Raw genomic sequence first — 23,543 nt, 5'->3', positions numbered from 1 at the left:
CGGCGCCGACTTGTGCTCAGCCACAAAGGGCGCCGATAGCCTGGGGTGATGGACACTGGCGAGGGCGTCGCGCGGTCGGTGACCCCCGCCGCCGCGTCCTCGGCGGCCGTGGGCACGCTGCGCGACCTGCTGGAGAGCCTGGGACCGCACACGCTGCGGCTCGTCGGCGGTGACCGGGCGCGGTTGGCCCGGCCCGCGGGCGAGCCCGTGGTCCACGGTCCCGACGAGCCGATCCACGACGTGGCGGGGGCTGTCGTACTGCTCACCGGGGGCAGCTCCGATCCCGCCGAGGTGACCGATCGGATACGGCAGGCCGCCGCCGCGGGCGCGAGCGCGGTCGTGGTGAAGGCGTGGGGCCGGGATCTGGGCCGGGCCGTCGAGGCCGCCCGCGAGGCGGACATCGCCCTGCTGTGCACGCCCGACGAGATGGCCTGGCGGCGCCTGGACGCGTTCGTCACCGCGGCCGGTGCCGCTCGGGCCGCCGTCCCCGGGGAGGCGGGCGGCATCGGCGACCTGTTCGGCCTGGCCAACGCGATCGCGGCGTCGCTGGGCGGGCCGGTCACGATCGAGGAGGTCGACGGCCGGATCCTGGCGTACTCCAACCTGCCGGACCAGGAGATCGACGAGATCCGGCGGTTGGCGATCCTCGGCCGCCGGACACCGGAACGGCCTGGCGACGCGGCGAAGTACCAGGCCGTGATCGCCGCGCAGGGCCCGGTGCGGTTCGCCAGTTCGGGTCCGGAGTACGCCGACCGGATGTCCGTCGCCGTACGGGCGGGGCACCAGGTGCTCGGCGTGATCTTCGTCCTGGCGGACCGGCCGAAGCTGGTGGACGACGCGGAACGCGCGCTGCTGGACGCCGCCCGCAGCGTCGCCTTGCACCTGCTGCGGTCGCGGGAGGCGGTCAGCCCCGAGCGGGAGCGGCGCGGCGACGCGCTCCGCGGTCTGCTGGCCTCCTCGCTGGACGCGGCGAGCGCCGCCGCGGCGCTGGCGCTGCCCGCGCGTGCCTCGTTCGTCCTCGCGACGGTACGACCGGTCGCCAGTGAGCTGCGGGCCGCCGACGCCGCCCGCGTCCGCGACCTGATCACGCTGCACGGTGAGCACTGGCACCCGGAGTCGGCGGCCGTGCTGGAGGCGGGCGACGTCGTCCTGCTGCTGCCCGTGCTCGACCCGCCCCAGGACGACCGGGGCCAGGCGCGGCTGGCCGCGCGGCTGCGCAGGCTGGGCACGGACCTGGTGACGGCGGCCCGCAGGTCCGCCGGGGTGGAACTGGTCGTCGGCTTCGGCGCCGTCGTCGACGGCCTCGCTGCCGTCGCCGGGTCCCGGCCGCTCGCCCGGCGGGTCGTGGACACGCTGCTCGACCCGCGCGCCGACCCGCCCCACGGCGGTGTCGCCACCCTCCACGACGTGCGCCCTCAGGTCGTCCTCGCCTGTCTGCGGTCCGGGGCGCCGATCGACGAGGACGTGCTGCGGCTGCCCGCCGTGCGCGCCGTCCTGCGCCACGACGCGGACCAGGGCACCGACTACGCCGGGACGCTGCTGGCGTATCTGGGGTCCGCCGGGAGCGTCGCCGCGACCGCCCGTGCCCTCGGCGTCCACGAGAACACCGCCCGCTACCGGGTCCGCAGGCTGACCGAGATGTTCGGGGTCGCCCTGGACGCGGGCGACGACACGCTCGTGACGTGGCTCCAACTGCGCAACGCCGTGCGCGGCCCCCGGGGCGCACGCGGCTGAGGCCCTTGTCGGGACCGACAAGTCGCGGGGTCGGGCCCGTGGCCTGACGACAACGGCGGGGGCGCCCGCGCCTTCTACCGTTCGGGGCGGAACGGAGGAATCAGATGACATCAACCCTGCTCGCCCACGTCCGCGTCGGCCTCGGCGGCCCACCTCGCGACGTCCTGGTCCGCGACGGGCGCGTCACGGCGATCGGCGCCGTCGGCGGCGTCCCGCCCGAGCCGGACACCGAGGTGATCGCGTTCGCCGACGCCACCCTCGTCCCCGGTTTCGTCGACGGCCATGTGCACATCGAGCAGTGGGTACGGAATCTGCGCGCCGTCGATCTCGGCGCCGCGCGGAGCCCGCGCGAGGCCGCGGTCATGATGCGGGACGGCATACGCGCGGCGCACCGTACCGGGATCGTCTGGGGTCAGGGCATTGTGCCCGCGCTGTGGGAGGAGGCTCCGCACAAGCGTGTCCTGGACGAGCTGGTGGGCGACGCGGCGGTGGCCGTCAGCACCATCGACCTGCACACCACGTGGCTGAGCAGCGCCGCGCTCGACCTGGTCGGCCTGCGCGGGCACCCCACGGGGGTGCTGCGGGAGACGGCGTCGATCGAGACCAAGGCGCGGCTGGCGGCGATGGTGCCGCCCGAGGAACTCGACGCCTGGGTAGGGGAGTCCGTCGCCGCGCTGCCCGCGCTGGGCGTCACCGGCCTGACCGACCTCGCCTACGCGGACAACGTCGAGGCGTGGCGCCGCCGGTCCCGGCCCGGCGCGGTGCCGGTCAGGGTGCTGGCCGGCATCTGGACGCCGTGGCTGGACGGCGCCATCGCCGCGGGGTTCCGTACGGGGCAGGTCGTCGCGGGAACCCACGGGCGGGTGCGGGTCGGGCCGTACAAGATCGTCAGCGACGGGTCGCTCAACACGAGGACGGCGTGGTGCGTCGATCCGTATCCGCACCCGGCCGGGGCCGGTGACGCGTGCGGGCTGTCGCTGGTGCCGCTCGACGAGCTGGTCGAGCTGATGGGCAGGGCGTGGGCGGCCGGTCTCGAACCCGCGGTGCACGCGATCGGCGACCGGGCGAACTCCGCGGTACTCGACGTGTTCGAGCGGGTCGGGTGCCCCGGCAGGATCGAGCACGCCCAACTGGTGAGCGAGCGGGACATGCCGCGCTTCGCCCGGCTCGGCGTGGTCGCGTCGGTCCAGCCGCAGCACGCCGTGACCGACCGGGACGTGGCCGACCTGCACTGGCCGGGCCGCACTGACCGGGCCTACGCCTTCCGCTCCCTGCACGCCGCCGGCGCCCGGCTTGAGCTGGGCTCCGACGCGCCGGTCAGCCCGCTGGACCCGAGGCTGGCCATCGCCGACGCGGTCTTCCGCACCGACGACGACCGGCCCGCGTGGCACCCCGAGCAGAGCGTCCCGCTGGAGGTGGCGTTCGCGGCGGCCGCCGCGGGCCGGGGTCCGGTGTCCGTCGGCGACGTCGCCGACCTCGTGGTCATCGGCGGGGACCCGCGCGCGTTCGACCGCGCCGCGCTGCGGACCATGCCGGTGCTGACCACGATGGTCGGCGGCACGCTCACGCACCGGTCGGTCTGAGGGGCCGCCCCCGCGTCGGGCCCGCCCGGCCGCGGTCGGGTGCCGTCCCCGGCGACGGCTTGCCTACGGGCCGGGCGCGTCCTCGGGGGCGCCGATCAGCCGCGACACGCGGGCGCCCAACCGCCGTGCGACGCCCTCCAGTTCCCGTGTCCGCGGCCTGATGCTGTCGGTCGAGCCGACCAGGCAGGCCGCGGCGGCGACCGAGTTGCTGGAGTCGCGTACCGGCGCGGAGATGGAGATGATCCCCAGTTCGTCGATGGACTTCATCGACAGCACGCCGTCGCGCCCGGCGCGGGCGAAGCGCCGCAGGAACTTCTCGACCTGCTCCGGCGGGTGCCTGTTCGGCAGGACCCGGCGCAGTTCGTCGGCCTCGAAGTCCGAGGCCAGGGTCGGTCCGCCGTCGGAGCCGATGATGGGGGCGAGGCGTCCGAGCCACGGCGTCATGCTCAACCCCTCGCCGACGCTCTGGAGTTCTTCGACGAGCGTGAGGCTGTGCATCCCGTTCAGCACGGTGATGAACGCGCACACCCCGGTCGTCGCCGCCGCTTCGGCCACGAGCGGCCGGCCCTTTTCGAGGATCATCGGCAGGGTCGCGGCGCGATGCCAGCCGTGCACCGCCCAGCTCGCCTCGAACCGCGCGCCGTCCTTGCTCCTGCGGACGACTCCCGCCCGGCCGCACGACTCCAGCAGGCGGCGGACCCGGTCGGGCCGCAGCCCCGTCCCGGTCGCGATACCGGCCAACGAGTCGCGCCCCGCGGACAGATGCCACACGATCCGCAGTGCCGCCTCAAGGCCCAGCGGGCTGCCGTCGCGGCCGAGCGGACCTCCGGCCGCGATGTTCGGCTGGTCCAGTTCGTCGTCCACCGTGCGTTCGAGCAGCCGCCGCGCCTCGTCGAGCACGCGGCGCGCCCGTGGTACGACCTTGGCGGCGCGGCTGACCGGCAGCCGGGCCGCCAGTACGGCGACACATTCGCCGACGGGGCTCATGACCGGCACGGCGATCTCCACGCCCATGCCGATGGTCGACTCGGCGCGGAGCGCCCGCGACGGGCCGTCGGTGGCTTCCAGGCGCGCCGCGCGCACGATCGCGCGCCGGGCGTCGTCGACCGACTCGCCCACCTTGGCGTGCGCGCGCAGGGGCCACACCGACTCGACCGAGGCGACCACCCGCATGCCCTGCGCCGTCGGTGCGGCCAGGCACGCGGTCTCGCCGGTGAGCGTCGCGACGAGCGTCAGCGCGGACCGGACGGACCTGGCGAACGGGGCCGCCGCGCGGCCGGAGAGCTCGATGGCCCGCCGTCCGATGCGGTAGGTCCCGTACGCGCTCCCGCGCTCCAGCAGTTCGAGTTCCGCCAGTTCACCACAGAGCCGGGAAGCGCTGCTCAGCACCGTGCCCAACCGTCCGGCGATCTCCCCGACCGGCATCGGCAGGGTGGGGTCGGGACGATTGCCGACCTGCTGCACCGCGTTCAGTCCCGACAACACATGTGTCGTCATCACCGGGTCCTCGACGATCCGTGTCGCGTGGGCCTTCCGTCGTGGCCGGGGCGACGTGCGTTCCCCGCACCGTAGCAGTGGCCCGCCCGCGCGCCCGGTGGTGCGCCGCCGCGGCGACCGCCCGGCCCGGGCGTTCGCGCAGAACCGTCAATTCGCCGTGCCGCGGTTTGCCGGAAACGCATCGCGCGGCGTGACAGCACTTCCGCGGTGCTTATAGTGAGCCAACTCGTTTTGAGCACCGCCGGATTTCCCTTTTCCACAGAACGGAAAACGGCGTATCGGTCCTCGCATGTTGTTCCCGACTGCCGCAAGGAGCCCGACTCACGTGTTCAGCAAACACCTTACTGGTAGACCGGCGACAGCCGTGACAGTAGTGGCCGGATTCGCCATGACCGTCGGCGTCCTCACCGGTTGCACCTCGCATGCCACCGCGACCGCCGATTCCGTGGGCGAGGATTTCATCCGGGGGACGTACGACAAGAGCGTCGCACGACTGGTTCCTTCGGACATCGCGGGAAAGGGCGGGATCGACGTGGCGAGCGGGCCCGGCTATCCGCCGTTCTTGCTGCTCGCCGAGGACGGCAAGACCCTGGCAGGCGCGGAACCCGAGCTTCTGCGGGCCGTCGCCGACGTGCTGGGGCTGAAGGTGAGGTTCGCCGACGTCAAGTTCGACGCGATGATCCCCGGCCTCCAGACCAACCGCTACGACATGGTCGCCGCGGCGCTCAGCATCACGCCCGCCCGGCTGAAGCAGGTCGACTTCGTCAGCGAGTACTCCGGCGGCACCTCGCTGATCGTGGACGCGGGCAACCCCGAGAAGCTGACCCTCGACACGATGTGCGGACACACCATCGCCGTCATGAAGGGCAGCATCTACGCCGAGAACTACATGCCGACGTTCGACCGGGACTGCGTGCGTGCGGGCAAGCCCGCCATCACCGTCTCGGTGTTCCCCGCCCAGGCCGACGCCACGCTCGCGGTCAGCAGCCGCCGCGCGGACGCCAGCATGTCCGACTACGGCCCGCTGTCCTACATCGCCGGGCAGTCCAACGGCCGGCTCGACGTGCTGAACGCGAACTACCTGCCGACCACATGGGGCTACGCGCTCCCGAAGGGCTCCGCCCTGGCGCCCGCGGTCGCCGCCGCGATGAACAATCTGATATCCGACGGCACGTACGGCAAGATCCTGGCCAAGTGGAAAGTGAACCAGGGCGAGATCGCGAAGTCAGAGGTGCACACCGATGGCCAACGCTGAAATGCCCTCGCTCGCGCAAAGAACCGGCGGCCCGGACGGCGGCGTGCTCAAGGTCGCGCGCACCCGGCATTACGGTCAGTGGATCGCGACCTTCGTCATCATTTCCCTGGCGGCCCTCGTCGTCAATTCGCTGATCACGAATCCCCGCTATCAGTGGGACGTCGTATTCAGCTATTTCCGCGATGTGCAGGTGGTGCACGGACTTGTCACGACGATCGTCCTGACCGTCGTCGCCATGGTCGTCGGAATCGTCATCGGCGTCCTGGTCGCGGTCTGCCGTGATTCCAGGAACCGGTCCGTCGCCGCCGCGGCGCTGGCCTACGCCGGATTCTTCCGCGGCACGCCGCTGCTGGTGCAGTTGATCTTCTGGTTCAACCTGGCCGCCCTGTACCCGGTGCTGTCGATCGGCGTCCCGTTCGGCCCGACGCTGGTGTCGGGTGAGGCGAACACGCTGATCACGCCGTATGTCGCGGCGATCCTCGGCCTCGGGCTGAACGAGGGCGCCTACATGTCCGAGATCGTCAGGGCCGGGCTCCAGTCGGTCGACCCCGGCCAGACGCAGGCCGCGCAGGCGCTGGGCATGCGCAGGGGCCAGATCTTCCGGCGCGTCGTGCTCCCCCAGGCCATGCGGGTCATCATCCCGCCGACGGGGAACCAGACGATCTCGATGCTCAAGACGACGTCGCTGGTCAGCGTCATCGCGATCCCGGAGATCCTCTTCCGGGTGCAGGAGATCTACTCGCGGACGTACGAGGTGATCCCGCTGCTGATCACCGTCAGCCTCTGGTACCTCGTGGTGACCACCGTGCTGAGCACCGGCCAGTTCTACCTCGAACGGCATTTCAAGCGCGGTGACACCCAATCCCCCGAGCCGTCGCTGCTGGCGGCGCTGCGGGCCGGGATCGTCCCGCGCAGGGCGAAGGCCGCCGCGCCGACGGGCCCGGCCGGCACCGAGGGAGGCCGCGCATGACCGCCGTCTCCACCCGGCCGATGGTCGAGGCCGTGGGCGTGCACAAGTCCTACGGCGGCAATCGCGTCGTCCAGGGGATCGACCTGACGGTCGCGGAGGGCGAGGTGCTGTGTCTCATCGGCCCGTCGGGGTCGGGCAAGAGCACGTTCCTGCGCTGCGTCAACCATCTGGAGAAGATCGACGCGGGCAGCATCAGCGTCGCCGGCGACCTGGTCGGCTACCGCGAGCACAACGGGTGGCTGCACGAACTGCGCGACGCGGAGACCGCCAAGCGCCGCAGCGAGATCGGCATGGTCTTCCAGCACTTCAACCTCTTCCCGCACATGACGGTGCTGGAGAACCTGATCGAGGCCCCGCTCCGGGTCCGCCGGGAGAAGCGCGGGGCGGCCGTCGAACACGCGCGGGCGCTGCTCACCCGCGTCGGGCTCGCCGACAAGGCGGACGCGTACCCGCGGGCGCTGTCCGGCGGCCAGCAGCAGCGGGTCGCGATCGCACGGGCGCTCGCCATGCGCCCCAAGCTGATGCTGTTCGACGAGCCCACCTCCGCGCTCGACCCGGAGCTGGTCGGCGAGGTGCTCGACGTGATGCGGGGTCTCGCCGCGGACGGCATGAGCATGATCGTGGTCACCCACGAGATCGGCTTCGCCCGCGAGGTCGCCCACACCGTGGCCTTCCTCGACGACGGCGTGGTCGTCGAGAGCGGCCCTCCCGAGCGGGTGCTGGGCAGTCCGCGGCACGAGCGCACCCGTTCCTTCCTGGCGAAGGTCCTGTCATGACAACTCATCGAATCCGGAAGGAAGCACCGTGAGCAACCCGCTGGAGACCTTCGACGTGGCCGTCGTCGGCCTGGGCGCCCTCGGCAGCGCCGCCGCGTACCACCTGGCCAAGCGCGGAGTCCGCACCGTCGCGTTCGAGCAGTTCGACCTCGGACACGTACGGGGCGCGTCGCACGACACCTCACGCATCATCAGGACGTCCTACGGCGCGACCAGATACGTCCGGCTCGCCACGTCCGCGTACCAGGACTGGGCGGACTTCGAGAAGGTCGCGGGCGAGCGGCTGGTCACGGTGACCGGCGGGGTGATCTTCCTGCCCGCCGACGGCCCCTACAGCTCCGGTGACTTCACCGGCAGCCTGAACGAGGTCGGCGTCCCGTACGAGCTGCTGGACCCGGACCAGGTCCGGGCGCGGTGGCCGCAGTTCGACATCCCCGAGAACGTCGAGACCGTCTACACGCCCGACACCGGGATCGTGAACGCCTCCCGTACGGTGGCCGCGCTCCAGATGCAGGCGCGGGCCCACGGCGCCGAGTTGCGGGCGCGCACGCCCGTGACGGCGCTGAGGCCGGACGGCGCGGGCACCGTACTGGAGACGGCGGCCGGTCCCGTGCGGGCGAGGAAGGTGGTCCTGGCGGCCGACGCGTGGACGAACCGGCTGCTCGCCCCGCTGGACGCCGCGATACCGCTGGAGACGATGCAGGAGCAGGTCACGTACTTCAAGCCCGCCGACGCCGAGGCGTTCGACCCCGACCGCTTCCCGGTGTGGATCTGGGAGGACACCGACTGCTTCTACGGATTCCCCGCCTACGGCGAACCCACCGTCAAAGCCGCCCGCGACGTGTCGAACAACCTGATGACGCCCGAGGACCGGACCTTCGAGCCGTCCGCCGAACTGCTCGACCAGCTCTCGGCGTTCATGGGCGCCACGATCCCCGCCAGCGGCCATGTGCTGCGCACCGTCACCTGCCAGTACGCGATCACGCCCGACCGGGAATTCGTGCTGAGCCCGCTCGCGCGGTACCCCGACATCATCGTCGCCCTCGGCGCGGGCCACGCCTTCAAGTTCACCCCGGCCATCGGCCGCATCCTCGCCGAATTGGCGCTGGACGGTGAATCCACCGACGACATCTCGGCGTTCGCCGCGCCCGGCGCTGCCGCCTGACGGTCTCACAGGCCGGCGTTCCGCGACGGCCGCCGCGGAACGCACAACGGCCCGCCGACTGATGTCGGCGGGCCGTCACGGTACTTCGAGGCCGGTGGGCCTCGGTGGGCGATACTGGGATCGAACCAGTGACCCCTTCGGTGTGAACGAAGTGCTCTCCCGCTGAGCTAATCGCCCGGGACGCCTCGAACCATACAGCGCGACGGGCCCGCCGTTCAAACCACATGCGCGGCGTCGGCGGCGAGCCGCGCGAGCAGCCCGTGGCGTCCGCCGCGCATCATCAGCGCGTGGTTGGCGAGGAAGAGCGGGCGGCAGGGGACGGCGAGCAGCCGCATCAACGGCTTGCGGACGACGACTTCCTGTTCGTAGAGCAGCCGGGTGCGGGTCCCCGGGAGGCCGCCCGGCGTGATCGTCCAGCGGAACCAGCCCTCCAGGTCGCCGGTCATCGCGGCTTCCAGGACCCGCGTACTCGGGTCGTGCCGGACGGATCTGGCGCTGACGACGAGGTCGTACGGGAGGAGGGAGCGGAAGCGCAGCATGCCGGTGGTGTCGCCGGTCTGCCGCACCTCGCGGATCTGGGGCCACCAGACGGGGTAGTCGTCGGGCCGTTCCAGCACCCGGTAGACGGCGTCGGGGTCCGCGTCGAGCTGCCACGTCCTGCGGAATCGGTAGTGACTCCAGTCCATACCGCAAGTGTGCGCGATCGAATCCGCGTACGGCGCGGGAACGCAAAGGATCCCGGGGAGCGGTGTGGAAACCGGTCCCCGGGATCCTCGAATCCGGTGGGCGATACTGGGATCGAACCAGTGACCCCTTCGGTGTGAACGAAGTGCTCTCCCGCTGAGCTAATCGCCCGGACGCGTGGACAACTTTACCGCACGTGGGAGGGGCCTCGGACCAGGCTCCCGAGGGCCCGCGACGGGCGCGCGGGGCCTAGCTGTCGGCCCAGGGCGTGTCGAGGCCGAACTGCCACAGGTAGCACCCGGCGAGTCCGGCCAGGGCGAGCACGGCGGCGGTGGTGAGCAGCAGATTGCGCCGCCGTACGCGGGGGTCCAGGGCGGCCCTGGCGGCGTCGGCGACCTTGCGGCGGGTCCAGCGCAGGACGCGCTGGGCCCAGGCGAACTCGGTGGCCCAGATCGCCATGCCGCCGAAGATCACCACCCAGCCGGGGCCGGGCAGCGGGAGCAGGACGACTCCGCCCGCGACGACGGCGAGGCCGACGAGGAAGACGCCGACCCGCCAGGACTGGTGCAGCAGCCGTGACTTCCTGATGAAGCCGGGGGCCCGTGACCCCAGCCGCGAATCCTTGGCCACGGCTCCATCGAACTCGTCACTCTCCGCAGTCATACCGACAATTTACCCGACCGGCGTTCGTCACCGAAATGGCTGATCGGCCCGTCTCGGGACTAGGCCGGACGAGGTACCAGAAGCCTCACAAACCCCTCAGAGGGGTTTACAACGTCCTCGCAGGTGGCATGTCGATTTCGCCGACGTGCGAATCCCCGAGCGCACACTGAGCGAAAGGCCCTGGCGCTTATGAACACCACGGTCAGCTGCGAGCTGCACCTGCGCCTCGTTGTGTCGAGCGAATCCTCACTGCCTGTACCCGCGGGCTTGCGGTACGACACGGCCGATCCGTATGCCGTGCACGCCACCTTCCACACCGGAGCCGAAGAGACGGTCGAATGGGTGTTCGCCCGCGACCTGCTCGCCGAGGGGCTGCACCGCCCCACCGGCACCGGAGACGTCAGAGTCTGGCCGTCCCGCAGCCACGGTCAGGGCGTCGTCTGCATCGCCCTCAGCTCCCCCGAGGGCGAAGCGCTGCTGGAAGCACCGGCGCGGGCCCTGGAGTCCTTCCTGAAGCGGACGGACGCCGCGGTTCCGCCGGGCACCGAGCATCGTCACTTCGACCTCGACACCGAGCTCTCCCACATCCTCGCGGAGAGCTGAGACCCAGCCCGTCACCGCAGTCCGCGGCCGTCCTACTCGGGGGGACGCCCGGACCCGACCAGCGGAGCCGGACGCTCGCGCCCGGCCCGGCCGCCTGTCATCTCGACACGACTTCGCACGCGATTTCGCTCATGACATCGCTCGTGACGTCGCTCGCCGCGACACGCACGACACCGTCACCCGTCGCGTACGAGACACGCACGACAGCCGTCTCCGTGGGGCCTGCACCCCCACGGCGGCGGCTTTCGCGCGCTAGAGTCACCGGAACGCAGCCGACCGATCACGCCGGCAGGGAGCAGTTCCGTGCTGATCAACCATGACACCAGGTGCGCGCTCGACAGCGTCGTCGACCTCGTCAACACCGCGCCGCAGATCGAGGGCCGGGAATCGCTCGCGGACGTCGCGGACCTCCGCGGCTTCGTGGAGCGCAACCAGGTCAGCGAGGTCGGACGGCTCGACGAGCGCGACCTCACCGCCGTCCACGCCGTACGCGCCCGCTTCACCGCCGTCTTCGGCGCCGCCGACAACGCGACGGCCGCCACCATGCTCAACGCGATGGTCGCCGAGGCGGGCACCACGCCGCGGCTGACCGACCACGACGGCTACGACTGGCACGTGCACTACTTCGCGCCGGGCGCCTCGCTGGCCGACCACCTCGCCGCGGACTGCGGCATGGCCCTGGCCTTCCTCATCGTCGCCGGGGAACGCGACCGGCTGCGGCGGTGCGACGCGCCCGACTGCCGCCGGGCCTTCGTCGACCTGTCCCGCAACCGCTCACGCCGCTACTGCGACAGCCGCACCTGCGGCAACCGGCTCCATGTGGCGGCCTACCGGGCCCGCCAGCGCGAGGCGAGCGCCTGAGCGCGGGCGGCGCGAACAGCCGACCGCGGACGCCGCCGCGGGCGTCCGCCCCCGTCCCGCGGCGTCAGAGCAGCAGCAGGTCGTAGATCGCGCCTGCCCCGAGCAGCCCTCCGATCACGCACAGGAACAGCATCAGCGGGGGCTGCGAGAGGGCGTACAGGCACCCCTGCGGCTCTCCCTCCCCCGCCCTCGCGGCGGGTTCACGACCCTCGGCGCGCGGGCCTGGAACGACGTTCTCGACAGTGGATTCGGCACGGTCCGGCCGCGGAGGGGAGAGACGATCCCCGGAGGTGGGCAGCACAGGCCGATGATCGCGCAGAGAACGATCACTCGTCTCCCAACACGCCAACTCCCAGGGGTGTTTCGGACCCCCACACCCGTTCGAAGAGGGCCGTGCGGCCCACGCCTTCCGGTCAGATACCGCGCCGCTTGAGGATCTCCTCGACGTCGGCGAAGTCGGACAGACCGCTGTCCGCCGAGGCGCGCCGTTTCGTGCTCGGGCGGGAGGAGGCGGGCAGCGCGGGGCTGGAGGCGCCGGGCACGGCCGCCGGGGGCTGCTGCCCCTCCTCGGGTCCGACGCGCGCGGCGATCAGCCGGGTGACGCCGTACAGCAGCACGGAGACGCCGATGACGCCGAAGCCGAGCCAGACGGTGGGCTTGAAGATCAGGTCGGCCGCCCAGTCGCCGGTGGCGGTGCCGATCTTGCGGCCGAGGGTCACGAGCCCCGCCATGGCCAGGCCGACCGGCAGCAGGGACACGGCGGCGATGCGGGTGGCCCGCAGATAGCGTCGGCGGTAGGCGGTCTGCACGGCGATGGCCAGGCCCGCGGCGGACAGGACGGCGCATAGGGCGGTGGTCAGCATCCCGAGGCTCCTGCGGCAGTTGCGGATGGCCCCGTGAGGTCCGGCCAAGGGCCCGCACGAGGTCGCGTCCTCCCATCCTGCCTCGACACGGGCGTGCGAGGCCACGGCGGGGGGCCGGGTTCAGGGGGATCTCGGGGGTGCCTCCTCCCCGAGTGGGAGACTTGGACCATGGATCAACCCTCCCCCGCCGTGTCGCGTCCCCCCGTACTCGAGGTCTGGTGCGAACTCCAGTGCCCGGACTGCCGCACCGCCCTGGACGACGTCCGCGCGCTGCGCGAGCGGTACGGCGACACGCTCGACATCCAGCTCAGGCACTTCCCGCTGCCCAAGCACACGCACGCCCTGGCCGCCGCGCAGGCGTACGAGGAGGCGTACGAGCAGGGCAGCGGCTGGCCGTACGCGGAGGCCGTGCTGGCCAGGGTCGAGGAACTGGACAGCCGCGGTGAGGCGGTGCTGGTCGAGGTGGCGCGCGATCTCGGCCTGGACGCCGACGAGGTGGACACCGCGCTGATCGACGGCCGCCACCTGCTGGTCGTCGACTCCGACGAGGCGGAGGGCAAGGCCATCGGCGTCACCGGCACGCCCACGTATGTGATCGGCGGCGAGCGTCTGGACGGCGGCAAGAGCCAGGACGGGCTGCGCGAGCGGATCACCGCCATCGCCGACCGCCTGCTGGCCGAGGCGGGCTCGGCCGTCCCCGGCCCCGGCCCGGCCACCGGCGACGACGCGCAGGTCTGCCGGATCCCCGGCCGCGACTAGACCGGCGCCGGGCCCATCGGGGTCGGGATCAGACGCGGGCAGCGGGCACGGGTCCGGGCTCAGACGCGGGCACCGTCCGGGCTCGGGTCCGGGCTACAGCAGCGGCTTCGACAGGTGCCGCACCGTCGTGCCGTAGCCCAGCGACTCGTACAGCCGCAGCGCCGGTGCGTTGCCCGCGAAGACGTCGAGGGCGACGGCGGGGGCCCCGGCCTCGCGGCAGGCGTTCTCGGCGGCGAGCATGAGCGTACGGCCGTGTCCGCGGCCCCGGTGCGCGGTGTCGACCTCGACGGCCAGCACCCACGCGGGCGCGGCGCGGTCGGCCTCGTCGTACAGCCGCAGCGCCACGCGGCCGACGGTCACACCGTCGTGCGCGAGGGCGTACAGCGCGGCGCCCGGAGTCTCCCGGCCGCGCGGCAGCACGTGGTCGAAGGCGGCGGCCTCGCGGGCCGCCGCCTGCTCGCGCGGCATGCCGCGGTCGACCAGCGAGGCGATGAACTCCTCCGCGCTGTGCGCCCGCCACGGCCCGTACTCGGCGGCGGTCAGCGGGCGGGTGCGGCTGCCGGGCGGCAGCGGGTGCGGCGGGGCGGGCTCGCGCAGTGACTTGAGCATGCCGCGGGCGCGTTCGACGTAGCCGAGCGCGGTGGCCAGCCGCAGCCCGTACTCGGCGGCGGCAGGGACCGAGACCTCCGCCCGCGCGCAGCCCCACAGCCGCAGCACCTCCTCGGCGGCCAGCGCGGCCACGGTGCCGCGCCCGCGCCGCCGGTCCGGCTCGTCGACGGCCAGCGCCGCGATCCGCCCGGTGCCGGGGCCGAGCCCCGGTTCCGCGCTCAGCTCGACACCGCCGACCGGGCGGCCGTTGACGCAGACGGTGAAGGCGCGGGCGCGACCGCCGTCGGGCGCGCGCCGCTCCGGGCCCGCGGGTCTGAGGGTCGTCGTCATGGTCGCGCTCCCGGGATGTCGCCGTACCGATCGCATGGGGTGCCGGGTGACGTTCTACCGCGCCCGGCGGCCGCCGTGCCGGGACTTGGGGGACCTACGGGTTCGGATCGGCCGCCGCGCGCTCGGCGAAGATCCGCATGGCCTTGGCCGTGACGGGCCCCGGAGCGGCGGACAGCCGACGGTCGTCCGTCCGGTGCACGCCCTGCACATCGCGCAGCGACGAGGTCAGGAAGATCTCCTCCGCCCGGTCGAGGACGTCGAGCGGCAGGTCGGTCTCCTGCGCGCCGGTCCAGTCGATCACCAGCTCGCGGGTGATCCCGGCCAGGCAGCCGGACGCCAGCGGCGGGGTCAGCAGCCGGCCGTCGAGGACGACGAAGACATTGGACCCGGTGCCCTCGCAGAGCCTGCCCCGGGTGTTGGCGAACAGCGCCTCGCTGGCGCCGTGTTCGTGCGCCCGCGCGAGAGCGACGACGTTCTCCCCGTAGGAGGTGGTCTTGAGCCCGGACAGCGCGCCCTTCTCGTTGCGCGCCCACGGGACGGTGACGACGGCGGTGGTGTCGGGGCGTACGGACGCCTCGCCGAGCGCCACGACCAGGGTGGTGCCCGCGTCGCCGCGGTCGGAGCCGAGCGGCGACGGGCCGCCGGTGTACGTGATCCGCAGCCGTCCGAGCGGCATCGGGTTCGCGGCGAGCACGGCGTCGCAGGCGCGGCGCACCTCGTCCTGGTCGGGCTCCGGCAGGCCGAGGCCGCGGGCGGACCTGGCGAGCCGCTCCAGGTGGCGGGTGACCGCGAAGGGCCGGCCCTCGACGGCCTTGAGCGTCTCGAACACGCCGTCGCCGACCGTCAGTCCGTGGTCGAACACCGACACGGTGGCGTCCGCGGTGTCCCGCAGTCCGCCGTCCACCCAGATCTTCACCGAAGCATCCCTCCGCTTGTCTCCTGGACTCCCGACGCTACCGCCAGCAGCCTGGCCGCCTTCAATTCGGTCTCGGCCCACTCGCCTTCCGGATCCGAACCCCAGGTGATCCCGGCACCGGTGCCGAAGCGCAGCAGGGGGGCGCCGGGGCCCGTCCTGTCGATCCAGAACGTCCGGATGCCGACGGCCAGTTCACCGGTCCGCCGGTCGGCGTCGACCCAGCCGATCCCGCCGCAGTACGGGCCGCGCGGGGCGGTCTCCAGCTCGCCGAGCACCCGCAGCGCGCTCGACTTGGGCGCGCCGGTGACCGAGCCGGGCGGGAAGGCGGCGGCGAACAGCTCCGGCCATCCGGCGTCGGGGCGCAGCTCGCCGCGGACGGTGGAGACCAGGTGCACCAGGCCGGGGTGCGGCTCGATCGCGCACAGCGCGGGCACGGTCACCGAGCCGGTGGCGCAGACCTGGCCGAGGTCGTTGCGCACCAGGTCGACGATCATGACGTTCTCCGCGTGGTCCTTGGGCAGCAGCTCGTCCGCGGTCCGCGCGGTGCCCTTGATCGGCCCCGACTCGACCGTCGCGCCGTCGCGCCGCAGGAACAACTCGGGCGAGGCGGTGGCGATCTCGACGCCGTGCGCGGGCAGCCGAATCGTTCCGGCATACGGGGCCGGGTTGCCGCGGGCCAGGACCGCGGACAGCGCGTCGATGTCCGGGCCGCCGTACCCGCCCCGGCTCTCCGCCTCGGGCAGCGGCGCGGTCAGGACCCGGCAGAGGTTGACCTGGTAGACCTCTCCGGCCGCGATGCGCTCGCGGATCGCGCGCACCCCGGCCACATAGGCCGCGCGGTCCAGCGAGGAGGTCCACGCGGCGGGGTCGGGGCCGCGCCAGGGGCGGGTCCGGGGTGTGGAGGGGGCGGGGTCGCGGCGTACGTCGCCGAAGCGGGCGCAGACCGTACGGCCCTCGAAGTCGGCGGCGACCGCCCAGAAGCCCGTGGAGTCGAGCGCGCTCAGGTCCGCGGTGACATCCCGCAGGTCGGAGGCGACGAGGCCGCCGAAGCGGGCCATGGGGGCGAGGTCACGCACGGGGCTTCCCTGGTGGACGGCGAGTGGACGACGAGAGGGCCGAACCGGTGCTCGGCGGCAGGTGGAGCCGAGTCTAGGCGGGGCGCCGTCGCGGTGCTCCGCCGGTCATGCGCCCGTCATTGGCCCGGCACGCTGCGGAAACCAGTTTTTGAGCTTGACCGGGAATCCGCTAGAGTTCACCACGTCGCCGGGACACGAGAGTGCCCCGGAGCTACGGCGCCTGCGGACGTGGCTCAGTTGGTAGAGCATCACCTTGCCAAGGTGAGGGTCGCGAGTTCGAATCTCGTCGTCCGCTCGACGTGGGGGATCTTCCCGAACCCCCGCTGTGTTGGTGGAGTGGCCGAGAGGCGAGGCAACGGCCTGCAAAGCCGTCTACACGGGTTCAAATCCCGTCTCCACCTCCAAGGACGATTAGCTCAGCGGGAGAGCGCTTCCCTGACACGGAAGAGGTCACTGGTTCAATCCCAGTATCGTCCACTGGACCCCACAGGGTCCTGGAGAAAGATCCCGCGCGATTAGCTCAGCGGGAGAGCGCTTCCCTGACACGGAAGAGGTCACTGGTTCAATCCCAGTATCGCGCACGCGTCATCAGCACCATCCGCGTCACCCGCACGACCGAGGACGATTAGCTCAGCGGGAGAGCACTTCCCTGACACGGAAGGGGTCACTGGTTCAATCCCAGTATCGTCCACGCGCAGGACACCGAGGGCCGGAAGCGATCGAGCTTCCGGCCCTCGGTCGTGCGGGTCCACTCGGTCGTGCGGGTCCCTCGGCGGTGCGGGTCCCCTCGGTCGCGGGAGGACCGCCTCCGTCGTCGGGATCGGGGTCAACTGACCCCGGAAAAGCGCAATGCCCGGGTATCTCGCGATACCCGGGCAAACGCAGTCGTCCGCCGTACCCCCGTCCCCACGGGGTTCACCGGTATGTCCCCGGCCCGGACCGCTCTTCCGGGCCTGGGGCGTTGTGTCAGCGCCCCATCAGGCCGGCTACGGACGACGCTTGTGTGACCACCGCGTCCACTCCACCGAAGAAGTAGGCGAGCAGCGCTGCCAGCGGCAGCACCATGGCCGCCGCCACCAGCGGATGCCGGGTGCCGGTCGGACGGGCGCCGACGATCAGCGCCCTGCCGCCGCGCACGGCACGCGCGGTGCGTTCCACCGTGTTCGCCATGGCCCTCTCCAGAGGTGTGGTGTGGTCAGATCTTCTGTTGTCAGATTTGGGGCGGCGGACGTTTGACCTCGGGGGACGAGTGCTTCGCCCGCCGCTTGACCTCAACATTAGGGGCGCGACGGCGGCCGGTCGTCATGCCCTCGTACCCCTTTACCGGCCTCCCGGAGGATGACGGCGAGCGGCCCGGATACTCCCCTGGGTGGAGGAGGCGACCTAGGTCACCAGGGGTATCCCGGAGGGGACACCCGGCCGGAGGGGCGGCTTTCCTGAGAAGGGGTCCGGGACGGCGTCGGTAGCGGGGCGGGTGACAGGGCGGTGACGGGGTCGGGCGACGGTGCGGTGGCGGGGCGGCGCTCAGCCCGCCTGCTCGACCTCGCGCGGTACCGGCTGCTCCACCAGGGCGAGCACCCTGGTGGACATGAAGCGGGCGGTGCGGACCACCGTCCCATTGCGGGTGACTTCACTCACTTCCACGACACCTCGGCGCACCGCCGTCTCCACTCTGCGGCCCGCCCGGGTGGCGATGACCTCATAGGTGCGGGTGGTGTCCCCCGCGTCGACGACTATCTCCACACGATCACCTTTCACGGCGTCATTCCCCCTTGGCAGACGGTCCGTTGGCGAAGCGGGCGCGGTGCTGACCACCCGTCGGACGGGCGCGCTCCCACCTCTCAAGGATCCCACCGGGCACTGACAATTAGCGCCCGCGCGCCTGCGGGGCATCAGCGCGCGGGGGGACTTGAGTCCGTAAGCTGTGGGCGGCCGGCCCAGCGGCGGGTCAGTTCAGTGGAGTGGGGCCTCCCCCACCGGAGGCAGGGGACGGACGGACATGGCGATGATGCGGCTCCGGCGCGAGGATCCGCGGGTCGTCGGCGCGTTCCGGTTGCACCGGCGGCTCGGGGCGGGCGGCATGGGCGTGGTCTACCTCGGCGCGGACAAGCGCGGGCAGCGCGTCGCGCTGAAGGTCATCAGGCCCGAGCTGGCGGAGGATCAGGAGTTCCGCTCGCGGTTCGCCCGTGAGGTGTCCGCCGCCCGGCGGATCCGCGGCGGCTGCACGGCCCGGCTGGTGGCGGCCGACCTCGAGGCCGAACGCCCGTGGTTCGCCACCCAGTACGTGCCGGGGCCCTCCCTGCACGACAAGGTCGCCGAGGGCGGCACGCTGCCCGCCGCCGAGGTCGCCACGATCGGCGCGGCCCTCGCCGAGGGGCTGGTCGCCGTGCACGAGGCCGGGGTCGTGCACCGCGACCTCAAGCCGTCAAACATCCTGCTGTCCCCCAAGGGCCCGCGGATCATTGACTTCGGCATCGCCTGGGCGACCGGGGCCAGCACGTTGACGCACGTCGGTACGGCGGTCGGCTCGCCCGGCTTCCTCGCGCCCGAGCAGGTGCGCGGCGCCGCGGTCACCCCGGCCACCGACGTCTTCGCCTTCGGCGCCACCCTGGCGTACGCGGCGACCGCCGACTCGCCCTTCGGGCAGGGCAGTTCCGAGGTCATGCTGTACCGCGTGGTGCACGAGGAGCCGGATCTGACCGGCGTGCCCGACGCGCTCGCGCCGCTGGTCTACGCGTGCCTGGCCAAGGACCCCGAGGAGCGGCCGAGCACCGTGCAGCTCTCGGAACGGCTCGCCGAGATCGCCGCCCGCGAGGCCCGCGGGATCGGCGCGCCGCGCCGTGAGGGGCTGCCGAAGGCGGCCGGGCCGCGCCCGGAGCGGCCGACCGGCCGCAGGGCCGAGGAGTACGCGCAGCAGCACACCGAACGGCGGCCGGCCGGCGGGCCGACCAACGGGCGTACGGGTCCCGGTACCGCGCCCGGCCGCGGCAGCCGTACGGGCGGTGGCCAGGGGCCGCACGGCACCGGGGCCGGTGCCGGGGGGCAGGGCGGCGCCGGCACGTCAGGGGGGCGCTCCGGGTCGCGTACGCCGCCGCCTCGGCCGCCCGGCCCCCGGTCCTCCGGGACCCGCACCCCCGCCGCCCGGACGCCGACCGGGCGGCGTCCCGGTGCCAGCCCGAAGCGGCGCCTGTTGCGCCAGCGCGTCTTCGTCTTCGTCATCGTCACCCTTCTCGCGGCCGTCATCATCGCCGCCGCCCAGGGGTGCCACCGGCTCTCCCGTGGACTCGGCGTCCCGCCCACGGTCACCGTCTCGGCTTCCGCCGGGGATTCAGGCCCCTAGGGCTGCCGCCCGGGCGGCCCGATGTCGGCTTCCGTCACGGCCGATCGCGCCGTTCCCCCGGGTGGGGTGCCACTTTCGACCGTGCGGACAGTCCCGGCCGGCCGTGGCTCGTCGCGCAGTTCCCCGCGCCCCTACGGGGCCCCACCCGGCGTCGCGTAGACAGTCCCGCCATGACGTGGCTCGTCGCGCAGTTCCCCGCGCCCCCAGGTGGGTGCGACATTCCGCCGCGCGAGCAACACCGGTCCGCTGTGGTTGCCCGCGCAGTTCCCCGCGCCCCTACGGGGCCCCAGTGCGGACGCCGGGTGGGGCGGGCTTTTGAGGGGCGCGGGGAACTGCGCGACCAGGCCACGCCGGGGCGCGGGTGAAGGACGGCAGGTACGAGGCCCGAAGGGGCGCGGGGAACTGCGCGGGTGGCCAGGGCGGGGCGGGGCTGTCTCCGCGACGGGATGTGGCACTCGCGCGGGCGTCCGTACTCGTGAAGCCTCCCCCGCAGGGGGGCTGGCGTGGGTGGGCGGACTTCGGCTAGGTTTCCAAGCGCTTGCTTAGTAGGCTCGGGCGATCGGAAGGACGCGGCGCATGACGACCACCACCGCGAAGGACGGCCTCGGCGAGGAGGAGCTGCGCCGGCGGGCCAGGGCGCTGCTGGCGGCGTGGGAGCCGGGGCGGACGGAGCCGCTGGAGTTCCTGCGGGCGCGGTTCGACGCGGGGCTGGCGTGGGTGCACTTCCCCGAGGGCCTCGGGGGCCTGGGAGCGCCGAGGGCGGCGCAGGCGGCGGTGGACGCGGAGCTGACGGCGGCCGGGGCACCGGACAACGATCCCCGGCGAATCGGCATCGGGCTCGGCATGGCGGCGCCGACCATCCTGCGGTACGGCACCGAGGAGCAGAAGTCCCGCTTTCTGCGACCGCTGTGGACCGGCGAGGAGGTGTGGTGCCAGCTCTTCAGCGAACCGGGCGCGGGCTCGGACCTGGCCGGACTGCGCACGAGGGCGGTCCGCGACGGCGACGAGTGGGTCGTGGACGGCCAGAAGGTCTGGACGTCGAGCGCCCACACCGCGCGCTGGGCGATCCTCATCGCCCGTACCGACCCGGATGTGCCCAAGCACCGAGGGATCACGTACTTCGTGTGCGACATGACCGACCCCGGCGTCGAGGTGCGTCCGCTGCGGCAGATCACCGGTGAGGCCGAGTTCAACGAGGTGTTCCTCAGCGGGGTGCGGATTCCCGACGCGCACCGGCTCGGCGAGGTCGGCGACGGCTGGCGGGTCGCGCAGACCACGCTCATGAACGAGCGGGTGGCGATCGGCGGACAGAGCCTGCCGCGTGAGGGCGGCATGATGGGCCCCGTCGCCGCGACCTGGCGCGAGCGGCCCGAGCTGCGGACGCCGGAGCTGCACGACCGGCTGATGCGGCTGTGGGTGGACGCGGAGGTCGCGCGGCTCACCGCCGAGCGGGTCCGCCAGCAGCTCGTGTCCGGCGCGCCGGGCCCCGAGGGCTCCGGGCTCAAGCTGGCCTTCGCCCGGCTCAACCAGCAGATCAGCGGCCTTGAGGTGGAACTCCTCGGCGAGGACGGTCTGCGCTACGGCGACTGGACGATGGTCAGGCCGCGCAGTGTCGACTTCTACGGCCGCGACGCGGGCTACCGCTATCTGCGGGCCAAGGGGAACTCGATCGAGGGCGGCACCTCCGAGATCCTGCGCAACATCGTCGCCGAGCGGGTCCTCGGCCTGCCCTCCGAGCCCCGCACCGACAAGGACGCCGCCTGGAAGGACCTCCCCCGATGACCGCCGCCTCCGTCCCCTCCCCCGGCCCCGCCGACCTCCTCTACTCCGAGGTCGAGGACGACCTGCGGGCCGCCGTGCGCGACGTCCTCGCCGACCGCTGCCCGCCGACGGCCGTGCTGGCCGCGATCGAGACCGACACACCGTACGACCCGGCGCTGTGGCGGGTGCTCGCCGCCGAACTCGGCCTCGCCGGGCTGCTGGTGCCGGAGAAGCTCGGCGGCCAGGGCGCCTCCGCGCGGGAGGCCGCCGTCGTCCTCGAAGTCCTGGGCGGCGGCGCCGCGCCCACGCCCTTCCTCGGCAGCGCCGTCCTCGCCACCACCGCGCTGCTCGGCTGCGACACCGAGGACGCGGGGACGGCGGCGCTGCTCGGCCGCCTCGCCGCAGGCACGGCCACGGCGGCGCTGGCCGTCCCGCTGTCCGCCGCTCCCGGCGGCGCCTTCCCCACAGCGGTACGCGCCGACGCGGGCGGTCCGCTGACCGGCCGGGTCACCAGCGTCGTGGAAGCCCTCGTCGCGGACGTGCTCGTCGTCCCCGCTGTCGGCCCGGAAGGCCCGGGGCTCTACGAGGTCGCGGCGGCCGACGTCCGTACCGTACGGCCGGTCTCCCTCGACCTCACCCGGCCGCTCGCCGATCTGGAGCTCTCCGGCGCCGCCGGGCGTCTCCTGCCCGCCGCAGACCCGGCCGCCGCGCTGGACCGCGCCCTGCTCACCGGCGCCGGGCTGCTCGCCTCGGAACAGCTCGGCATCGCCCAGTGGTGCCTGGACGAGACCGTCCGCTACCTCGGTGAGCGCCACCAGTTCGGGCGCGTGGTGGGGTCCTTCCAGTCGCTCAAGCACCGGCTCGCCGACCTCTGGCTCGAGGTCGTCTCGGCCCGCGCCGCCGCCCGCTCCGCCGCCGACGCCCTGGCCACCGGCGCGCCCGACACCGCCGTCGCCGTGGCCGTCGCGCAGTCGTACGTCGCCGCCACGGCCGTCCACGCCGCGGAAGAGGCCCTTCAACTGCACGGCGGCATCGGCATGACGTGGGAGCATCCGCTCCACCTCTACCTCAAGCGCGCCAAGGCGGACGAGATCGCCCTCGGCACACCGGGGTACCACCGCGCGGCGCTGGCCTCTTTGGTGGGGCTCCCGCCCCGCCCGTGAGGACGCGGGCCCGTGGGCGCGCTGGAGGTGCCCCCAGCGCGCCTGAAGACCTGGCCCCGGCCGCCGCCCCGCGCGGCTACAGCCTCGTGGCGTAGAAGGCGACGGCCGACGCGGCGGCGACGTTGAGGGAGTCGACGCCGGGGGCCATCGGGATGCTGACCCACTCGTCGGCGGCGCGCAGGGCGTCCACGGAGAGGCCGTCGCCCTCGGTGCCGAGCATGAGGGCGAGTTTGGGGTAGCGGCGGGCGGCCAGTTCGTTGATGGTGATCGACTTGTCGGCGAGGCAGAGCGCCGCGGTGACGAAGCCCTGCTGGCGGAAGCGTTCGATGTCCTTGGGCCAGGAACTCAGGCGGGTCCAGGGGACTTGGAGGACGGCGCCCATGGAGACCTTGACGGCGCGCCGGTAGAGGGGGTCGGCGCAGCGCGGGGAGAGGAAGACGGCGTCCACGCCGAGGGCGGCGGCGCTGCGGAAGGCGGCGCCGAGGTTGGCGTGGTCGACGATGTCCTCGAAGATCGCGACGCGGCGTCCGGCGCCCTGGGCGGGGGCGGCGGCGAGCAGGTCCTCGGCCGTCGGCAGCGGCTTGCGCTGCATGGAGGCGAGGGCGCCCCGGTGCACGTGGTAGCCGGTGACCTGCTCCGCGAGGTCGGGGCTGACGGCGTAGACGGGAGCGGGCACCTCGTCGATGACATCGCGCATGACGTCCACCCACTTGGCGGACAGCAGCATCGAGCGCATGCGGTAACCGGCGTGCCGGGCCCGCCTGATGACCTTCTCGCCCTCGGCGATGAAGAGACCTTCGGCGGGTTCGCGACGACGCCGCAGGTCCACGTCGGTCAGCGACGTGTAGTCGTGCAGGCGCGGGTCGTCGGGGTCGTCGATCGTGATGAGCTCAGCCACAGCCTGATACTGCCCTGTCCTCCGGCACCTGCCAACG

At 73.0% G+C, this 23,543-nt stretch carries 23 protein-coding genes and 7 tRNA genes; 17 read left to right on the top strand and 13 right to left on the bottom strand.

Going from position 1 to position 23,543, the window contains the following annotated elements; all coding sequences use genetic code 11:
• The first annotated feature begins 48 nt into the window (after positions 1-48).
• Positions 49-1,734 (top strand): PucR family transcriptional regulator, encoded by a 1,686-nt coding sequence (locus ACIO6U_RS21955; protein WP_401721452.1) that lies wholly within the window; start codon positions 49-51, stop codon positions 1,732-1,734.
• Between the two features lie 104 nt (positions 1,735-1,838).
• Positions 1,839-3,317, top strand: coding sequence for an amidohydrolase (locus ACIO6U_RS21950; RefSeq protein WP_401721449.1), 1,479 nt, complete (start codon positions 1,839-1,841; stop codon positions 3,315-3,317).
• A gap of 63 nt (positions 3,318-3,380) precedes the next feature.
• On the opposite strand, the gene ACIO6U_RS21945 is transcribed toward ACIO6U_RS21950, so the two are convergent.
• Entirely contained in the window at positions 3,381-4,814 is a 1,434-nt protein-coding gene (locus tag ACIO6U_RS21945) for a hypothetical protein (RefSeq protein ID WP_401721446.1), read from the bottom strand.
• A gap of 364 nt (positions 4,815-5,178) precedes the next feature.
• On the opposite strand from ACIO6U_RS21945, the gene ACIO6U_RS21940 reads away from it, so the two are divergent.
• From ACIO6U_RS21940 to solA, 4 genes are read left to right on the top strand one after another with little or no spacing between them, the layout of a single operon-like run.
• Positions 5,179-6,069 carry an ABC transporter substrate-binding protein gene (locus ACIO6U_RS21940; protein ID WP_401721443.1) on the top strand — a complete coding sequence of 297 codons (891 nt, stop codon included), beginning with the start codon at positions 5,179-5,181 and terminating at the stop codon, positions 6,067-6,069.
• Positions 6,056-7,039 carry an amino acid ABC transporter permease gene (locus ACIO6U_RS21935; protein WP_401721440.1) on the top strand — a complete coding sequence of 328 codons (984 nt, stop codon included), beginning with the start codon at positions 6,056-6,058 and terminating at the stop codon, positions 7,037-7,039. Before ACIO6U_RS21940 ends, ACIO6U_RS21935 begins: the two co-directional genes overlap by 14 nt.
• A gap of 20 nt (positions 7,040-7,059) precedes the next feature.
• On the top strand, positions 7,060-7,815 hold the full coding sequence (locus ACIO6U_RS21930; protein WP_401721622.1) for an amino acid ABC transporter ATP-binding protein: 756 nt from the start codon (positions 7,060-7,062) through the stop codon (positions 7,813-7,815).
• A 28-nt stretch (positions 7,816-7,843) separates the two neighbouring features.
• A complete protein-coding gene (solA, locus tag ACIO6U_RS21925) occupies positions 7,844-8,980 on the top strand; it encodes an N-methyl-L-tryptophan oxidase (protein WP_401721437.1) in 1,137 nt (378 codons plus the stop codon).
• Between the two features lie 105 nt (positions 8,981-9,085).
• On the opposite strand, the gene ACIO6U_RS21920 is transcribed toward solA, so the two are convergent.
• The 4 genes from ACIO6U_RS21920 to ACIO6U_RS21905 all read right to left on the bottom strand — a co-directional run bounded on the left by ACIO6U_RS21920 (position 9,086) and on the right by ACIO6U_RS21905 (position 10,327).
• Positions 9,086-9,157, bottom strand: a tRNA-Val gene (locus tag ACIO6U_RS21920).
• A 38-nt stretch (positions 9,158-9,195) separates the two neighbouring features.
• The gene (locus ACIO6U_RS21915) at positions 9,196-9,666 is read right to left on the bottom strand and encodes an SRPBCC family protein (protein WP_355332571.1); all 471 of its coding nucleotides are present in this window, start codon (positions 9,664-9,666) and stop codon (positions 9,196-9,198) included.
• A gap of 97 nt (positions 9,667-9,763) precedes the next feature.
• Positions 9,764-9,835 (bottom strand) — tRNA-Val (locus ACIO6U_RS21910).
• Between the two features lie 78 nt (positions 9,836-9,913).
• The gene (locus tag ACIO6U_RS21905; RefSeq protein ID WP_391160845.1) at positions 9,914-10,327 is read right to left on the bottom strand and encodes a TIGR02611 family protein; all 414 of its coding nucleotides are present in this window, start codon (positions 10,325-10,327) and stop codon (positions 9,914-9,916) included.
• Positions 10,328-10,516: 189 nt separating this feature from the next.
• Between ACIO6U_RS21905 and ACIO6U_RS21900 the strand changes: the two genes are divergently transcribed.
• Positions 10,517-10,930, top strand: coding sequence for an SsgA family sporulation/cell division regulator (locus ACIO6U_RS21900; protein ID WP_003959770.1), 414 nt, complete (start codon positions 10,517-10,519; stop codon positions 10,928-10,930).
• A 303-nt stretch (positions 10,931-11,233) separates the two neighbouring features.
• Positions 11,234-11,791 carry a CGNR zinc finger domain-containing protein gene (locus ACIO6U_RS21895; RefSeq protein ID WP_355332576.1) on the top strand — a complete coding sequence of 186 codons (558 nt, stop codon included), beginning with the start codon at positions 11,234-11,236 and terminating at the stop codon, positions 11,789-11,791.
• 64 nt (positions 11,792-11,855) lie between these two features.
• Here ACIO6U_RS21895 and ACIO6U_RS21890 read toward each other — a convergent pair whose 3' ends face one another.
• Positions 11,856-12,092, bottom strand: a complete 237-nt coding sequence (locus ACIO6U_RS21890) for a hypothetical protein (protein ID WP_355332579.1) — start codon at positions 12,090-12,092, stop codon at positions 11,856-11,858.
• Between the two features lie 112 nt (positions 12,093-12,204).
• Positions 12,205-12,654, bottom strand: coding sequence for a hypothetical protein (locus tag ACIO6U_RS21885; protein WP_391046554.1), 450 nt, complete (start codon positions 12,652-12,654; stop codon positions 12,205-12,207).
• Between the two features lie 168 nt (positions 12,655-12,822).
• Here ACIO6U_RS21885 and ACIO6U_RS21880 point away from each other — a divergent pair, with 168 nt between their 5' ends.
• Positions 12,823-13,413, top strand: a complete 591-nt coding sequence (locus ACIO6U_RS21880; protein WP_401721431.1) for a DsbA family protein — start codon at positions 12,823-12,825, stop codon at positions 13,411-13,413.
• Positions 13,414-13,506: 93 nt separating this feature from the next.
• Here ACIO6U_RS21880 and ACIO6U_RS21875 read toward each other — a convergent pair whose 3' ends face one another.
• The 3 genes from ACIO6U_RS21875 to ACIO6U_RS21865 form a co-directional block, all read right to left on the bottom strand.
• Complete coding sequence (locus ACIO6U_RS21875) at positions 13,507-14,352, bottom strand: GNAT family N-acetyltransferase (protein ID WP_401721428.1); 846 nt, start codon at positions 14,350-14,352, stop codon at positions 13,507-13,509.
• A gap of 94 nt (positions 14,353-14,446) precedes the next feature.
• The gene (locus tag ACIO6U_RS21870) at positions 14,447-15,268 is read right to left on the bottom strand and encodes an aminodeoxychorismate lyase (protein ID WP_355332590.1); all 822 of its coding nucleotides are present in this window, start codon (positions 15,266-15,268) and stop codon (positions 14,447-14,449) included.
• A complete protein-coding gene (locus ACIO6U_RS21865) occupies positions 15,265-16,344 on the bottom strand; it encodes a chorismate-binding protein (protein ID WP_355332593.1) in 1,080 nt (359 codons plus the stop codon). The genes ACIO6U_RS21870 and ACIO6U_RS21865 overlap by 4 nt, the downstream gene beginning before the upstream one ends.
• A 222-nt stretch (positions 16,345-16,566) precedes the next feature.
• On the opposite strand from ACIO6U_RS21865, the gene ACIO6U_RS21860 reads away from it, so the two are divergent.
• The 5 genes from ACIO6U_RS21860 (at position 16,567) to ACIO6U_RS21840 (ending at position 17,035) form a co-directional block, all read left to right on the top strand.
• Positions 16,567-16,639 (top strand) — tRNA-Gly (locus ACIO6U_RS21860).
• A 35-nt stretch (positions 16,640-16,674) separates the two neighbouring features.
• A tRNA-Cys gene (locus ACIO6U_RS21855) sits at positions 16,675-16,748 on the top strand.
• A gap of 1 nt (position 16,749) precedes the next feature.
• Positions 16,750-16,821: transfer RNA gene (locus tag ACIO6U_RS21850), tRNA-Val, on the top strand.
• 32 nt (positions 16,822-16,853) lie between these two features.
• Positions 16,854-16,925: transfer RNA gene (locus ACIO6U_RS21845), tRNA-Val, on the top strand.
• Between the two features lie 38 nt (positions 16,926-16,963).
• Positions 16,964-17,035: transfer RNA gene (locus ACIO6U_RS21840), tRNA-Val, on the top strand.
• A 275-nt stretch (positions 17,036-17,310) separates the two neighbouring features.
• On the opposite strand, the gene ACIO6U_RS21835 is transcribed toward ACIO6U_RS21840, so the two are convergent.
• Together ACIO6U_RS21835 and ACIO6U_RS21830 are read right to left on the bottom strand one after the other, a co-directional pair.
• Complete coding sequence (locus tag ACIO6U_RS21835) at positions 17,311-17,514, bottom strand: hypothetical protein (RefSeq protein WP_355332595.1); 204 nt, start codon at positions 17,512-17,514, stop codon at positions 17,311-17,313.
• A gap of 354 nt (positions 17,515-17,868) precedes the next feature.
• A complete protein-coding gene (locus tag ACIO6U_RS21830) occupies positions 17,869-18,102 on the bottom strand; it encodes a hypothetical protein (protein WP_188285447.1) in 234 nt (77 codons plus the stop codon).
• A 241-nt stretch (positions 18,103-18,343) separates the two neighbouring features.
• Between ACIO6U_RS21830 and ACIO6U_RS21825 the strand changes: the two genes are divergently transcribed.
• The 3 genes from ACIO6U_RS21825 to ACIO6U_RS21815 all read left to right on the top strand — a co-directional run bounded on the left by ACIO6U_RS21825 (position 18,344) and on the right by ACIO6U_RS21815 (position 22,608).
• Complete coding sequence (locus tag ACIO6U_RS21825) at positions 18,344-19,684, top strand: serine/threonine-protein kinase (protein WP_355332597.1); 1,341 nt, start codon at positions 18,344-18,346, stop codon at positions 19,682-19,684.
• Between the two features lie 576 nt (positions 19,685-20,260).
• Positions 20,261-21,466, top strand: coding sequence for an acyl-CoA dehydrogenase family protein (locus ACIO6U_RS21820; protein ID WP_391160858.1), 1,206 nt, complete (start codon positions 20,261-20,263; stop codon positions 21,464-21,466).
• Positions 21,463-22,608 (top strand): acyl-CoA dehydrogenase family protein, encoded by a 1,146-nt coding sequence (locus tag ACIO6U_RS21815; protein WP_401721422.1) that lies wholly within the window; start codon positions 21,463-21,465, stop codon positions 22,606-22,608. Before ACIO6U_RS21820 ends, ACIO6U_RS21815 begins: the two co-directional genes overlap by 4 nt.
• 76 nt (positions 22,609-22,684) lie before the next feature.
• On the opposite strand, the gene ACIO6U_RS21810 is transcribed toward ACIO6U_RS21815, so the two are convergent.
• Entirely contained in the window at positions 22,685-23,506 is an 822-nt protein-coding gene (locus ACIO6U_RS21810; RefSeq protein ID WP_355332605.1) for an RNA methyltransferase, read from the bottom strand.
• Between the last annotated feature and the right edge of the window lie 37 nt (positions 23,507-23,543).

It is taken from the genome of Streptomyces sp. NPDC087422, from assembly GCF_044744145.1.
Taxonomy (GTDB): Bacteria; Actinomycetota; Actinomycetes; order Streptomycetales; family Streptomycetaceae; genus Actinacidiphila.
Note: the sequence above shows the minus strand (reverse complement) of the source record. Positions and strands in the feature narration are given on the sequence as shown.